The sequence below is a fragment of the Modicisalibacter luteus DSM 23508 genome (assembly GCF_000378505.1).
Lineage (GTDB): Bacteria > Pseudomonadota > Gammaproteobacteria > Pseudomonadales > Halomonadaceae > Modicisalibacter > Modicisalibacter luteus.
Window position 1 is genome coordinate 233,777 of record NZ_KB899995.1, and the last position, 14,267, is coordinate 248,043.

General features: G+C 63.1%; 16 protein-coding genes. 2 read left to right on the plus strand and 14 right to left on the minus strand.

Going from position 1 to position 14,267, the window contains the following annotated elements; genetic code table 11:
- Window positions 1-16: 16 nt before the first annotated feature.
- The 4 genes from F568_RS0112185 to F568_RS0112200 all read right to left on the minus strand — a co-directional run bounded on the left by F568_RS0112185 (window position 17) and on the right by F568_RS0112200 (window position 3,297).
- A complete protein-coding gene (locus F568_RS0112185) occupies window positions 17-247 on the minus strand; it encodes a YMGG-like glycine zipper-containing protein (protein WP_019019012.1) in 231 nt (76 codons plus the stop codon).
- Between the two features lie 69 nt (window positions 248-316).
- On the minus strand, window positions 317-946 hold the full coding sequence (locus F568_RS0112190) for a LysE family translocator (RefSeq protein WP_019019013.1): 630 nt from the start codon (window positions 944-946) through the stop codon (window positions 317-319).
- 81 nt (window positions 947-1,027) lie between these two features.
- On the minus strand, window positions 1,028-2,248 hold the full coding sequence (locus tag F568_RS0112195) for an MFS transporter (RefSeq protein ID WP_019019014.1): 1,221 nt from the start codon (window positions 2,246-2,248) through the stop codon (window positions 1,028-1,030).
- A gap of 59 nt (window positions 2,249-2,307) precedes the next feature.
- The gene (locus tag F568_RS0112200; protein WP_019019015.1) at window positions 2,308-3,297 is read right to left on the minus strand and encodes a GlxA family transcriptional regulator; all 990 of its coding nucleotides are present in this window, start codon (window positions 3,295-3,297) and stop codon (window positions 2,308-2,310) included.
- Between the two features lie 238 nt (window positions 3,298-3,535).
- On the opposite strand from F568_RS0112200, the gene F568_RS0112205 reads away from it, so the two are divergent.
- Window positions 3,536-4,024 (plus strand): pyridoxamine 5'-phosphate oxidase family protein, encoded by a 489-nt coding sequence (locus tag F568_RS0112205; RefSeq protein WP_019019016.1) that lies wholly within the window; start codon window positions 3,536-3,538, stop codon window positions 4,022-4,024.
- Window positions 4,017-4,571 (plus strand): CAP domain-containing protein, encoded by a 555-nt coding sequence (locus F568_RS0112210; RefSeq protein ID WP_019019017.1) that lies wholly within the window; start codon window positions 4,017-4,019, stop codon window positions 4,569-4,571. The genes F568_RS0112205 and F568_RS0112210 overlap by 8 nt, the downstream gene beginning before the upstream one ends.
- 75 nt (window positions 4,572-4,646) lie before the next feature.
- Here the strand turns inward: F568_RS0112210 and F568_RS0112215 are convergent, their stop codons facing one another.
- The 10 genes from F568_RS0112215 to F568_RS0112260 all read right to left on the minus strand — a co-directional run bounded on the left by F568_RS0112215 (window position 4,647) and on the right by F568_RS0112260 (window position 14,256).
- A complete protein-coding gene (locus F568_RS0112215) occupies window positions 4,647-4,913 on the minus strand; it encodes a hypothetical protein (RefSeq protein WP_019019018.1) in 267 nt (88 codons plus the stop codon).
- A gap of 251 nt (window positions 4,914-5,164) precedes the next feature.
- A complete protein-coding gene (locus tag F568_RS0112220; RefSeq protein WP_019019019.1) occupies window positions 5,165-6,475 on the minus strand; it encodes a glycerate kinase type-2 family protein in 1,311 nt (436 codons plus the stop codon).
- Window positions 6,476-6,595: 120 nt separating this feature from the next.
- Window positions 6,596-7,486 (minus strand): 2-hydroxy-3-oxopropionate reductase, encoded by an 891-nt coding sequence (locus F568_RS0112225; protein WP_019019020.1) that lies wholly within the window; start codon window positions 7,484-7,486, stop codon window positions 6,596-6,598.
- A gap of 38 nt (window positions 7,487-7,524) precedes the next feature.
- Window positions 7,525-8,304: a hydroxypyruvate isomerase gene (gene hyi / locus F568_RS0112230; RefSeq protein ID WP_019019021.1), complete on the minus strand. Its 780-nt coding sequence runs from the start codon at window positions 8,302-8,304 to the stop codon at window positions 7,525-7,527.
- A 37-nt stretch (window positions 8,305-8,341) separates the two neighbouring features.
- Complete coding sequence (gene gcl / locus F568_RS0112235) at window positions 8,342-10,117, minus strand: glyoxylate carboligase (protein ID WP_019019022.1); 1,776 nt, start codon at window positions 10,115-10,117, stop codon at window positions 8,342-8,344.
- Window positions 10,118-10,456: 339 nt separating this feature from the next.
- The gene (locus F568_RS0112240; protein WP_019019023.1) at window positions 10,457-10,780 is read right to left on the minus strand and encodes a hypothetical protein; all 324 of its coding nucleotides are present in this window, start codon (window positions 10,778-10,780) and stop codon (window positions 10,457-10,459) included.
- 98 nt (window positions 10,781-10,878) lie between these two features.
- The gene (locus tag F568_RS0112245) at window positions 10,879-12,243 is read right to left on the minus strand and encodes a Na+/H+ antiporter family protein (RefSeq protein WP_019019024.1); all 1,365 of its coding nucleotides are present in this window, start codon (window positions 12,241-12,243) and stop codon (window positions 10,879-10,881) included.
- 133 nt (window positions 12,244-12,376) lie between these two features.
- Complete coding sequence (locus tag F568_RS0112250) at window positions 12,377-13,009, minus strand: FMN-binding negative transcriptional regulator (RefSeq protein ID WP_019019025.1); 633 nt, start codon at window positions 13,007-13,009, stop codon at window positions 12,377-12,379.
- Window positions 13,010-13,032: 23 nt separating this feature from the next.
- On the minus strand, window positions 13,033-13,791 hold the full coding sequence (locus tag F568_RS0112255; protein WP_019019026.1) for a GNAT family N-acetyltransferase: 759 nt from the start codon (window positions 13,789-13,791) through the stop codon (window positions 13,033-13,035).
- 9 nt (window positions 13,792-13,800) lie between these two features.
- Entirely contained in the window at window positions 13,801-14,256 is a 456-nt protein-coding gene (locus tag F568_RS0112260) for a rhodanese-like domain-containing protein (protein ID WP_019019027.1), read from the minus strand.
- Between the last annotated feature and the right edge of the window lie 11 nt (window positions 14,257-14,267).

Sequence of the window (14,267 nt, forward strand, 5' to 3'; positions counted from 1 at the left end):
GACCTCACTACCATCCTCAATCATCCAAATTGACATCGTCTTCGTCGGTCATGGCTCCCGTGGCCGCGCCGGCGCCTGCGCCCAATACAGCGCCTTTGGTCATGCTGCCGCCGGTTACGGCAGCCGCACCCGCTCCGGCGGCGGCGCCAATGCCCGCGCCGCTCAGGGCCCTGTCCTTGGTGGTCGAGCCGCAGCCGGCCAGGCCGAGCAGCAGCGCGATGATTAGGCCCAGCATCATGGTACGCATGGTTTGTCTCCTTGCCTGGCGTGTCATACCAATATCAGCGTAGAGCACAGCCGCACAAAGCGGCGAGACTTACACAGGCTGGCGTAGACGCAACAGCGAAACACCGAGGCCGATGAAGGCGCTGCCCACGAAGCGATTGACCCAGCGCGCCTGCTTCGCGGAGCCAAGCCAGCGGGCAATCTGCCTGGCCAGGCTGCCATAGGTCATCAGCGTGACGAACGACAGCGCCATGAAAGTACCAACCATGAGGGTGAATTGCGGTACGAGCGGTAACTGAGGATCAAGAAACTGCGGGAACAGGGCGGTGAAGAACAGGATTGCCTTGGGGTTGCTGATGGCGACTAACAGCCCCTCGCTGAAGACGCGAGCTCGAGCGCGGCCGTGTGTCGGTGCGGTGGGGCGAGTAACGACCAGGCTCGGTTGACGCCACTGGCGCACGCCGAGGTAAATCAGGTAACCGGCGCCACACAGCTTGAGTGCTGTAAACAGCACTTCAGAGGTAGTCAGCACGACACCCAGGCCCAGCACGGCGGCGCTGGCGAGCAACAGCAGGCCGCTGATGTTGCCCAGCGACGAGAGCGCCACGCGACGCATGCCGCCGGCCATGCCGTTGCGTACCGCCACCAGAAAGGCCGGGCCGGGGCTGAGGATACTGACCGCAGCGATGGCTACGAAAAGCAACCAGGTCGTGAGAGCCATGCGTCTTCCCTGAAAGCTGGTAAGAGGAGAAATACTTTGAGCCAGGCCTCGTCGCTTGTCTAGGCGCGACGGGTGTCAAACTCACTCGGCTGGATCCGGACGAGAGGCCGAGCCGCTGGCCGGTACGCGGTTGGTACTGCCAAGCTGCACTATCAGGGCCAGAGCCACAAAAGGCAGTAGGCCGACATTGACTGCTGTCCAGCCCAGTGTCGTCACCAGGGCCCCCGAGGCGAACGACATGACGGCGGCGACGCTACCGTTGCTCAACTCCATCAAGCCTTGGGCGCTGGCACGTTCAGCGAGCGTATGCCCACGCCCCAGCAGGGTGATGCCGGCGACTAGCATCAGGTTCCATCCGACCCCCAGCAGGCAACTGCTCAGCAGGAAGTGTGCCCAATCCAGGCCCGCCAAGGCGATGGCGGCACTGCACGCCAGTAGGCATGCCCCAATGCAGGCGACCCGGCGACTGCCCAGGCGATCGGTGAGCGGGCCGGCGATGAATGCCGGCAGGAACATGCCGAGCATGTGCCATTGGATGACCTGACCACTGGCATCGAGGCTTAGCCCATGCAGGCTCATGGCCAGCGGTGTCGCATTCATGACCAGAATCATCAAGCCATGGCCGATGGCCGTGGTCAGGATGGCTGCCCGGACAATGGGCCGGCTCAACAATTGGCGCCTTGATACGCGAGGCGCCGAGGTGGCAGAGGAGACAGAGGAGACAGAGGAGACAGGGTTGCCCGGAATGCCACTGAGAATGCCTAGGGCAATCAATGCCAAGATTGCGATCAACAGGTAGGCGCCGAGATAGGGCGTGGCCAGCGCATGGCGCGACAGCGAGCCCAGAGAGGGTGCGATGAGTGCGGCAACGACACCGCCACCGATCACGTAAGCCGTTGCCCGCCCTTGGAAGGCGACATCTACTGACTCGACGGCGGCGAAGCGGTAATACATGGCCGAGGCTTGGTAGATCCCCAGCGTCATGCTTCCCAGGCACAGCAGAAGAAAGCTGGCCTGCCCGATACCCAGCGCGCAAATGAGCCCGCCGATGACACCCGCGAGCGCACCGAACTGAAAGCCCCGGCGACGCCCTTGGCGTTGCATCAGTTGCGAAAGGGGCTGAATGGCGAGCAGATTGCCCAGCATCAGCAGGGCGAGCGGCAGGGTAGCCAGGCTCTCTCGCGGGGCTAGGGCCAGCCCGGCGAGAGAAGTCAGCAGAATGCCGATCATGGCGCAGGACCAATAGAGCGCCTGAGCGAGGAACAGGCGCAGAATTGGTGGATGGCGTAGCAATAATGACATGGCGGAAGGCTCCAGGCAGAGGCGATAGAGACGAGAGCGATACCCCAACGCGACAGGCGTCAGCCGAAACGTTCGATGAAAGCCTGGGGGCTGATCGCGTGGTGTTTCTGAAACGTGCGTCGCAAGTTTTCCGGGTGCCCGAAGCCGGTCAGTCGCGCCACGCTGGCCACCGAGGCCTGGGCGCCGAGCAGCAGGCTGCGTGCGGCCTCGAGACGTACCCGCTCTACGTATTGTCCGGGGGCCATGCCGACGTCTTGCTTGAACAGACGACACAGCGTGCGTGTCGACAGGTTGGCGCGCTCGGCCAGTGCCTCAATGGACAGGTCTTCTGAAAGATGCGCAGGAATCCAGTTCAGTAGCCCGGCCAGACGCTGTGAACCGTTGGCGGATAAGATCAGCAGGGGGCTGAATTGCGCCTGCCCGCCTGGGCGGTGCAGGAACATCACCAAGCGCTGAGCGACCGCCAGAGCCAAGGGGCGGCCGAGATCCGCCTCGACCAGAGCCAGTGCCAGGTCGATACCCGCCGTTACACCGGCCGAGGTAAATAAGTGGGCAGCATCGGCGACGTTCGGGTCGTAGGTATGTAAGCGATCCCCCTGAACTTGGACGGATGGATATTCGTCGGCAAGAGTTTCCAAGTCTGCCCAGTGGGTAGTGGCCTGGCGGCCATTCAGCAAGCCAGCTTCGGCCAACAGTAGAGCCCCCGAGCAGACCGAGCCAAGGCGGCGTATCCTGGGCTCGACGGCACGCAGCCAGGCGACCAGTGCCGTGTCGCGACGCTGTGCATCGACGCCCTGGCCGCCCGGCACCAGCAGGGTGTCGAGCGTGCCGCCATCTATCGCCTGCCAGCTTTCATCGGCATGCAGTCTGATACCGCTGGATGTGGCTATCGGCCCCGCGCGCTTGCCAACCAGCAGCAGGCGATACAGGGGCGGCAGGCCTAGCCGTTCGCGTTCGACATTGGCCGAGGCGAAGACCTGCATGGGGCCGGTCACGTCCAGGCTCATCACATCGGGGTAAAGCAGGCAGGCAATGGTGCGGGTGAGCATCGGTACGCTCCGTCAGGCAGGTATCGCCAGTCTGGGCTTGCCCAGGAATTGGCACAATGACAAAAGCCCCACATTTCTTGCCAGATGGCAGCGACTCGGATCGATACCCCTTGTCGCCGTTGTCGGATGGCCCGTTTGCCGAGGTCGGCGGGGGTAGCTAGGCTGATTCTGGCTATATGACGATGCAGCGACGTCGTCATCCTCTTACGCCATACGTTTTCGACAGGAGGTTGAAACCATGTCCAGCCCCGAGCACAAGCAGAAGATCTGGAAGATGATCAAGGACATCAAAGTCGGCATGCTGGTCACGCTGGACGGTGACATGCCTCGTGCCCGGCCGATGCACCTGGTTCAGGACGAATACGACGGTACCCTGTGGTTCTACACCCGTCGCAGTGCCGAGAAGGTCTTTGAAACCGCCGTCGATCATGACGTCTGTCTCAGCTTCTCCGATCAGGAGGAGGGGGTATACGTGTCGCTCTCGGGCAAGGCCAACCTGACTGATAACCATGAGCTGATCGAGAAATACTGGAATCCTTTCATCGCGGCCTGGTTCCCTGAAGGCAAGGACGACCCGGATGTGGCGCTGCTGGAAGTCAAGGTACAGATGGGCGAGCACTGGAAGGCCAAGGAAAGCAAGACTTTCCAGCTTTACGAGATCGCCAAAGCCAACGTCAAGAAAGACGCTACTCCGAATATGGGCGAAAATGAAAAGTTCGGTGGCTAGTCTCGCACCGACATGGCCCGTCACCTGGGTACTGGCCGGCATGCTGGGGCTTATGGCTTGCAGTGCAGCCTGGGCCGCCGAAGGCGCGCCGGAGGGCAACACGGTAGTCAAGGGCGACTGCGAGCTGACCGATCGCAAGCGAGAGATGCTGTCGAGAGTTAACGAGGCGCGCAGCCAGGCTCGGCAGTGCGGAAACCAGCGTTTTGCTGCGGCCGAACCGCTGACCTGGAATTGCACCCTCGAGGCTGCTGCCCAGGCGCACTCCCGGGATATGGCCAAGAAGGACTATTTCAGCCATACCGGCCCGGATGGTGTGGGTATTCAACAGCGCGTCAGTAGCAGAGGCTACGTGTGGCGGGCGGTAGGCGAGAACATTGCCGCTGGTCAGGCGTCGATCGTTGCCGTGGTCGATGGCTGGATGGAGAGCCCGGGACATTGCCGCAACATCATGAATGAGGCCTTCACCGAGATGGGTATGGCCAAGGCTGATGATCCGGGATCGATGTACTCACCCTACTGGACGCAGGTATTGGCCCAGCCACGCTGAATTCACCATGACGAGAAAAGGCCTGCACCGACATGCAGGCCTTTTTGCTTATATGAAGTATCAGTACAGCTAGACTCAGCGGCTATCCTGGTGAGGTTCGCTGTCTTCGAAGCGGGCGCCGATGCCTCGCATGCGGGTGCGTACGTTACGAATCGCGTCGAGATAGGCTTCGCGGGTCGGAGTCGAGCCACTGTCCAGGTGCGCCACGCGAACGGCATAGCCATCCACCTGAACGGTCACTTCCACCTCGTCCTTTTCATCGATCAACGTTGCCACCGGATACGGGGCAAAAGTCTTGCGCGCGTAGTCCACTGCCTCGTTGATGGTCAGACTGCGATCCATGCGGTCCTCTCCTCTTTATATGCCATCACGTGTATCGGCGTGCGATTCTATATGCTCGATAGGTAATGTTTGGTTAAGGTTGGTGACTTAAACGTAGACCGTCGCCTGTTGGGGCTCAAGCGAATTTTCTCTCATGAGAAATCATGTCCCGTTCTGGTCATACCGTAACGAGGGAAATTACCGACCAGCATCACATGTGCGGATGACCAAAGGATGAAAGGGCTTTGCGATATCGTGACGCCCTCAGCGTTTCATGCCACTGGGCGATCCAGGGGCAGGATCAGGATGGCTCGAAAGTCGTTGACGTTGGTGCGGGTGGGGCCGGTGACGACCAGGTCGTCCAGGGCGTTGAAAAACGTGTAGGCATCGTTGCGGGTCAGATAGTCCGCTACCGAAAGCCGGGCAGCCCTGGCCCGCTGCCAGCCATCGGGAGAAATGATGGCGCCGGCGTTGCTCTCGGAGCCGTCGATGCCGTCGGTATCGATGGCCAGGGCGTGAATGCCTTCGCTGCCCTTGAGCGTCTCGAACACGCCCAGCAGGTACTCGACGTTGCGACCGCCGCGACCCTCGCCCTTGACGGTGACGCTGGTCTCGCCTCCCGAGAGAAGCAGCAGTGGATGTGAGCGTTCGCTTTGCAGGCTCAACGCCAAGCGGCCCTGTGCGCGGCCCAGGTCGCGTGCCTCGCCTTCCAGATCATCGCCGAGCAGGCAAACCTCGATACCAGCGCGCTCGGCGTGCCCTCGTGCAGCATCCAGGGCGTCGGCTGCCCGGGCAAGCACGAAGGCCTCGTCTCGGGCAAAGTCAGGATCGTCGCGGCGCGGCGCGCTGCTGTCGGTAACCAGGTGACGGCGCACACTATCGGGAACCGCGATACCGCGAGTTTCGAGAATCGCCAGCGCATCGGCGGGCGTGGCGTCGTCGGGCAGGGTCGGGCCCGAGGCAATGAGGCTGGGCTCGTCGCCGGGCACATCGGAGATCAGGTAAGTAACCACCCGGGCCGGATGAGCGGCGGCAGCCAGTCGGCCACCCTTGATAGCCGATAGGTGGCGTCGCACGGTGTTGATTTCGCGGATCGGCGCTCCGCTGTGAAGTAGCGCCTTGGTCAGTGTCTGTTTTTGACGCAGGGTCAGGCCTGGGGCCGGTAGTGACATCAGTGACGAGCCTCCACCCGAGATCAGCGCGATCACTAGATCATCCTCGCCCAGGTCGCGGACAGACCCCAGCATGCGCTGGGCCGCCTGCTCGCCGAGCTCGTCGGGCATGGGGTGCGAGGCTTCCAGCACCTCGATCCGTCGGCACACCTCGGCATGGCCATAGCGGGTGACCACGAGCCCGGACAACGGCGCATCGGGATGCGAGGCCTGCCAAGCGATCTCCAGCGTTTGCGCCATGGCCGCGGCCGCCTTGCCGGCGCCCACCACGACGGTGCGGCCGGCGGGCGGCTCGGGGAGGCGATCGGGAAGCAGGCTGGCGGGATGGACCGCCGAAACGGCGACCTGGGCGAGGCGGTACAGCCAGGCCCGCGTGGTATCGCGGCTGGTAAAGGGCGTTAAGGCATCCATGACATGACCTCTCGGCAAACGGCGACGAAGACCCACATAAAAAACCGGTAACCGCACAGAGGATGGCGGCTACCGGAAATCGCCGGTCGGCAATCTCCGGCGATGCAGCGCTCGGTAGGGTTACTTGCTGGTGATCTCGTGGTCGGCAAGCGCTTCCAGGGCACGTACCATTCCGGCATGGTCCCAATCTCCGCCATCATGGGCGGTGCAGGCCTGGAACAGCTGCTGAGCGTTGGCCGTTCCCGGCAGGGCGAGGTTAAGGCTGCGCGCGCCTTCCAGTGCCAGGTTGAGATCCTTCTGGTGCAGGCGGATCTTGAAGCCCGGGTCGAAGGTACGCTGGATCATGCGCTCGCCATGCACGTCGAGAATCTTCGATTGGGCCAGACCGCCAAGCAGGGCCTCGCGCACCTTGGCGACATCGGCACCGGCCCGGGAGGCGAACAGCAGGCCCTCGGAGACCGCCTCGATGGTCAGGGCGACGACGATCTGGTTGGCCACCTTGCAGGTCTGGCCGTCGCCGTGGCCACCAATATGGGTGATGGTCTTGCCCATGATCTCGAGCAGCGGCCTGGCTCTGGCAAAGCCTTCTTCGGTGGCGCCTACCATGATGGTCAGCGCGGCGTTGATGGCGCCGCCTTCGCCCCCGGAGACCGGCGCATCGACATATTCGCCGCCGGCATCATGGATGCGCCTGGCGAATTGCTGGGTCGCCAGCGGGGCGATGGAGCTCATGTCGATGACCAGCGTGCCGGGCTGAAGCCCTTCGATGACGCCCCGATCACCGAACAGCACCTGCTCGACGTCCGGCGTGTCCGGCACCATGGTGATGATCACCTCGCTGGCTTCGGCCACGGCCGCCGGTGAGTCGAGCTCGCGCATGCCCTTGTCAGCCAGGGTGGCGTCCAGCGGCTTGTCGCGCTTGACGGTGACCAGGGTGTGGCCGGCATTCAGCAGGTGGCCGGCCATGGGGCGGCCCATGATGCCGAGTCCGATGAATCCAATCTTGCTCATGTCGTGACTCCTTCTCGCAATCTTGTTCTCGGGTTGTCTCAGACGCCTACGCCATCCATCCAGCCCAGCCCTTCCCGGGTCGTGGCCGCCGGCTTGTATTCGCAACCGATCCAGCCGTCGTAGCCCAGCCGCTCCAAGTGGCGGAACAGGAAGGGATAGTTGATCTCGCCGGTACCTGGTTCGTGACGCCCCGGATTATCGGCCAGCTGGATATGCGCAACCCGCGGCAGGTGCGTCTCGAGGGTGGCGGCCAGATTCCCCTCCATGACCTGCATGTGATAGATGTCGTACTGCAGTTTCAGGTTGTCCGAACCGACCTCATCGAACAAGGCCAGCGCCTGTTCGGTGCGGTTGAGAAAGAATCCCGGGATATCACGGGTATTGATCGGCTCGGCAAGCAGCAGAATGCCTGCCGCCTCGAGCTTGTGCGCGGCGAAGCGCAGGTTGTCGATCAACGTCTGGCGGGCGTCGGCGTCGCTCACGCCTTCGGGCTTGATGCCGGCCAGACAGTTGACCTGCTTGCAGCCCAGCGCCGTGGCGTACTCGATGGCGCGGTCGACGCCTGTGCGGAATTCCTCGATCCGGTCAGGGTGGCAGGCGATACCGCGCTCGCCGGCGCTCCAGTCGCCCGCCGGCAGGTTGTGCAGCACCTGGGTCAGGCCATGGGTATCCAGGCGCTCCTTGAGCTGCGCCGGGGCGTAGTCGTAGGGAAACAGGTACTCGACGCCCCGGTAACCGGCCTGTGCGGCGGCCTTGAAGCGGTCGAGGAAATCCTCCTCGGTGAACAGCATGCTGAGGTTGGCGGCGAACTTGGGCATGTCAGTCTCCTTGTCTTCTTGCGCTGGTTCGTTGTTGTCAGGTCAGCGAGGCGATCGACGTCGGCGCATCGGTTGCATTCTCGGCGAGCGCCTCGAACTCGTTGACGCCGTCTAGCTCAGTGCCCATGGCGATGTCGGTCACCCTCTCGAGGATGATCTCGACCACCACCGGTACCCGGTGCTCTCGCATCAGCTCGCGGGCCTGGGTGAAGGCACCGGCGATCTCCTCGGGGCGCGTCACGCGCAGCGCCTTGCAGCCCAGCCCCTCGACCACTGACACGTGATCGACGCCATAGTCGTTGATCTCGGGACAGTTGACGTTCTCGAACGACAATTGCACGCAGTAATCCATGTCGAAGCCACGCTGGGCCTGGCGGATCAGCCCCAGGTAGGCGTTGTTCACCAGCACATGGATGTAGGGCAACTTGAACTGCGCACCGGCGGCGAGCTCCTCGACCATGAACTGGAAGTCGTAGTCACCGGACAGTGCCACGACTTCGGCCACAGGGTCGGCGCGGCGCACGCCGAGCGCGGCGGGAATCGTCCAGCCCAGGGGGCCGGCCTGGCCGCAGTTGATCCATTGGCGCGGCTTGTAGACGTGCAGGAACTGGGCGCCGGCTATCTGCGACAGGCCGATGGTGCTGACGTAGCGGGTGTTCCTGCCGAATGCCTTGTTCATCTCTTCGTAGACGCGTTGCGGCTTGATCGGCACGTTGTCGAAGTGGGTCTTGCGCAGCAGGCTGCGCTTGCGCGCGCGGCACTCCTCGGCCCAGGCGCTGCGGTCCCTGAGCTTGCCCGCCACCTGCCACTCGCGTGCCACCTCGACGAACAGCGCCAACGCTGCACCGGCATCCGAGACGATGCCGTAATCGGGACCGAACACGCGTCCGATCTGGGTCGGCTCGATATCCACATGCACGAAGGTACGCCCGCGGGTATAGGTCTCCACCGAGCCGGTATGGCGGTTGGCCCAGCGGTTGCCGATGCCGAGCACGAAGTCTGAGGCCAGCAGGGTGGCGTTGCCGTAGCGATGCGAAGTCTGCAGCCCGACCATGCCGGCCATCAGCGGGTGATCGTCGGCGATGGTGCCCCAGCCCATGAGGGTTGGCACCACCGGCACGCCGGTGATTTCGGCGAATTCAGTGAGCAACTCACTGGCATCGGCATTGACGATGCCGCCCCCGGCAACCAGCAGGGGCCGCTCGGCCGCATTGAGCATGTTCAACGCCTTCTCGATCTGGGCGCGCGAGGCGGCGGGCTTGTAGGCGGGCAGCGGCTCGTAGGTCTCGGGATCGAACTCGATCTCGCTCATCTGCACATCAAGCGGCAGGTCGATCAGTACCGGCCCGGGGCGGCCGGAGCGCATCAGGTGAAAGGCCTGCTGAAAGACGCGTGGCACCTGGGCCGGCTCCAGCACGGTAACCGCCCACTTGGTTACCGGGCCGGCGATGGCCTGGATGTCCACCGCCTGGAAATCCTCCTTGTGCAGCCGGGCGCGCGGTGCCTGGCCGGTGATGCACAGGATGGGGATGGAGTCTCCCAGCGCCGAGTAGAGTCCCGTGATCATGTCGGTCCCGGCCGGGCCGGAGGTGCCGATGCAGACCCCGATGTTGCCGGCCCGAGTGCGTGTATAACCCTCGGCCATGTGCGATGCGCCCTCGACGTGACGGGCCAGCACGTGGTCCACACCACCGATCTTGCGCATCGCGGCGTAGAACGGGTTGATGGCGGCGCCAGGGACACCGAAGGCCACGTCGATCCCTTCCTTGCGCAGTACATGCACGGCAGCTTCGGCAGCGGTCATCTTGGCCATGGCCGGGTTCTCCTTTGTGGTTGTTGTATACAAAATCTAGGCTGGCATTTTGTGGCTGTCAATTTTTATGGAAAGTATTTCCATTATATTTTTTTGGAAGTATGGTGCTCTGACAGCCTTGGAAGGCAGGCGCTCAAGGAGTTGGTCTGTAAGCGCTTTTTGTGAATACGGTTTGATTCAGCCCGAGTGCACAATTAACAAGCCGGACCCATGCCATGCCTACACTCAAGCGCAGGAGGCATCGATGAAGAAGAGGAGGGTTGCCAGATCGAGCTCAGGCTGAGCGAGTGAGGGTAGGGGAGAGAGGCGAGGGCGGGGATAGTCCCGCCCCGGCAGGTATCATTCGTTCTCGAGGCTGTCCTGAATCCGCTCGAACTCGGTTTCATCGATGCGTTCGTCGCTGTTCAGGTCGACCTCGTTATAGTCCCGGTACATGTTGTAGATGGCACGATCATCCTCGTTCGCATTGCCGCCTTCCTCGGCCTGCATGCCGGTGCGGATGTTGGCGATGCCGCCATCCCACTCCTCTTGGCTGATGTCGCCCGAGGCATCGGTGTCCCAGAAGGCGAAATCACTGCCATCGCTTTCCTGGGCGTGGGCCGCAACGGCGAATGACAGGGCCAGCGCCGATCCTGCCATGAGCGTAATCCAGTGACGTTGCATGCGTGTTTCCTCCCTGAATGGATGCGTCCTTATTCACTGTAGTGCCGGTGGCGGATGAAGCAAACCCGGCCTGATGGCCGGGCGTGTCGAGGACCGGCTTACAGGATCATTGCGGCAACCCAGCCGAAGGCGATCAGCGGAAGGTTGTAGTGCAGGAAGGTGGGCACGCAGGTGTCCCAGATATGATCGTGCTGGCCGTCGGCGTTGAGCCCGGCGGTGGGGCCGAGGGTCGAGTCCGAGGCGGGAGACCCGGCATCGCCGAGTGCGGCCGCCGTGCCGACCAGGGCGACCGTGGCCATCGGTGAGAAGCCGAAGCTGATGGCCAGCGGCACATACAGCGAGGCGATGATGGGTATGGTCGAGAATGACGAGCCGATGCCCATGGTGATGAACAGGCCCACCAGCAGCATGATCAGGGCCGCTAGTCCGCGATTGTCGCCGATCACCTCCACCGAGCTCTGTACCAGTGTCTCGACGTCGCCGGTGGCCTGCATCACACCGGCGAATCCGGAAGCGGTGATCATGATGAAGCCCACCAGGGCGAGCATGCGCATGCCCTCGGTAAAGATGTCGTCCTGCTCACGCCAGCGAAACACGCCGCTGACCGAGAGGATGGCGAAACCAAGAATGCCGCCCAGCATCATGGAATCGAAGACCAACTGGGTAGCCAGGGCGCCGACGATGGCGATGATCAGTACGGCTTTCTGCCAGGGCGCGAGGCGCTTGGCCGTTTCGACCTTGGACGCGACCTGCGCATGGCGCTGGTCTGCATGCGACAGGTCGCGGTCCTCATAGGCGCGCCGACGGCGATAGCTGACAGTCAGCGCGAAAACCAGGCCGAGCGCCATGCCCGCGATGGGTAGCAGCATCGCCATCGGCACGATGTCGGGCGTCACGTTGAGACCCAAGGACGCTCCGGCCTCGTTGAGGTTGCTCAGCAGGATATCGTTGAGAAAGATCGCGCCGAATCCGACCGGCAGCAGCATGTAGGGTGCCGTGATGCCGAATGTGATGGCGCAGGCTGCGGCACGACGATCCATGCGCAGATGGTTCATCAGCTTGAGCAGGGGCGGCACCAGAATGGGGATGAAGGCAATGTGCACGGGAATCAGGTTCTGCGAGAAGATCGCGGCGATCAGCAGAATGCCCAGCAGGGCGAAATAGATCCCGGTGCGGGGCGGGGTGCCCCGATCCAATTGCAGCTTGTCGATAGCCTTGGCGGATAGTAGCTCGGTGATGCCCGAACGCGACAGGGCAACGGCAAAGGCGCCCAGCGTGGCGTAGGCCAGGGCAATGGTAGCGCCGTTACCGAGGCCGTCATTGAAGGCGACGAGCACGTCGGAAATATCCATGCCGCTGTACAGGCCACCGACCAGGGCGGCGACAATTAGTGCGAAGACCACGGAAACGCGGGCAAGACTCAGGGCGACCATCACCAGGATGGCCAGGACGATTGCATTCATCGGTATTCCTGAACGGCTTGAATGGCGGAGGAATCAGCGTACCGCCCCGTCACGCTGGCGCACTGCGGGGCGAGAAGCCGGGCATGATACCGCACCCGGCCATGCGATGCCCGGCAGAGCGCTATTCGGCTGGCTAATCTGGCAGCCCGTCGCCGCTCAGGCACGCCGCAGTGGCCGCTCCAAGCCCCTCCTCCGCCTGCAGCCCCCGGTAAATAGCCTCACGTTCGGCGTCGGACTTGTGCTGGCTGGCCTTGTGCTTGCCAGTCAGTTGAGTGATGGTCAGTTCGACGCCGACGATGACCCGGCACAACCCCTCGATGTAGTCGGCTGGGGCGTCTTCGACCGACCAGGGCATGGCCTGCGTTCGCTCGAAACGCTCGCTCAGGTCGGTCACTAGTCCCAGGAGCCAGGCGGGATCGTGAATAAAGCGCAGTCGGCCGTGTGCGTGAACGACCTGATAGTTCCAGGTGGGAACCACTCGGCCGTGCTCACGCTTGTCCGGGTACCAGTTCGGTGTGATGTAGGCCTGCGGACCATGGAAGATCGCCAACGCATCGGCCTCGCCTTCTCGCCAGAGAGGATTGGCACGGGCGATGTGACCGCGCAGCACGCCATGTTCCCCACCTTCGGAATCGAAAAGCAGAGGGAGATGATCTGCCATGACGCCGCAGCCCGTGACAAGGGCCAGCGTGGCGAAGGGATGCTCATCGATGACGGCCCGCAAGGCAGCGTGTTCGGTCATGGCGAAGTGGCGGGGCAGGTACATGGGACTCCTCGACTGTCGTTGCATCAGGTGGGTTCGGGGCGTGGCGTCAGCACCGCTGTGGTCAGCGTCGACAATGCCTGGCGTTGCCGGCCATCAACATCGAAGTTATCCGGGGACAGCCAGCATTCGAAGACCGGCGCGAGCCGGCGCCACTCGTGATCGAGCAAGGCGTACCAGGCGCTGTCGCGGTTGTGCCCGTTCACCACACGGTGCTGATGAAAGATGCCCTCGAAGCGAAGGCCGAGGCGTTGCGCCGCCTGTCGCGAAGGGGTATTGAGGGCATCGCATTTCCACTCCAGGCGTCGATAACCCAAGTCGAAGACATGACGCATCATCAGGACCAGCGCCTCGGTAGCCACCGGGGTGCGAGCCAGGCGGGGCGAGAAGTTGAGATGGCCCAGCTCGACGCTGCCGTGCTCCGGCTGGATGTTGAGCCAGGCCGCCACGCCCAAAGCATCACCGGAACCGGTTGCCACTACCGTCATGAAACGAGGGTCCTGCGCATCACTACACTGCTGTAGCCAGGCATGGCAGCTTGCCGCATCGTTGAAGGGCCGACCGCCCAGATAGGTCCAGCGGGCTTTGCCGCTCCCGTCGCCGGGGGTTGCCGGATCGGGCTGCTGCCAGGCCGCCCAGAGCGCATCGGCATGCCGCTCAGCGGAGAGTGGCTCGAGACGGCAAAAGCGCCCTTGAAGTGCGGTATTGCCCGGCAGCATTGGCGGTCGCCAGTCAGCGACCGGGAAGCCAACGGGCTGACCGAATTGGTTGGTAGTCGTGGTCATCGGCAAGCCTCAAGCACAGCCGCAGTCGTCCGGCATGTCGCCGACCAGGCTGCCGGGCGTATCACCGCTGGCGACGGGGTGGCCATCGCGTTTCCAGAAGTCGAGCCCGCCCAGCAGCTCCTTGACTCGCAGCCCATGTCGGGCGAGCTTCCAGGCGCCCTTGGTCGAGGCGTTACAGCCGATGCCATCGCAGTAAGTGATATAGACGCGCTCTGTGGCCAGCTCGGCCAGGCGCTCGGGTGTCATGTCGCGATGCGGCAGGCTGATTGCCCCGGGAATATGGCCCGCCAGGTACTTTGCCGAACTGCGGGTATCGATGACGACGAGTTCACGGATGTCGTTGGCCAGGTCCACGGACAGATCCCAGGCATCGGTATGATGGCTGAGCTTGGCGGCCATGGCATTGGCGGTCGATTCGGGCGTGTCCGGCGGAAAGGCAAGCACGACGGAAGTCGGGTTCGGCATGTCAGTCTCCA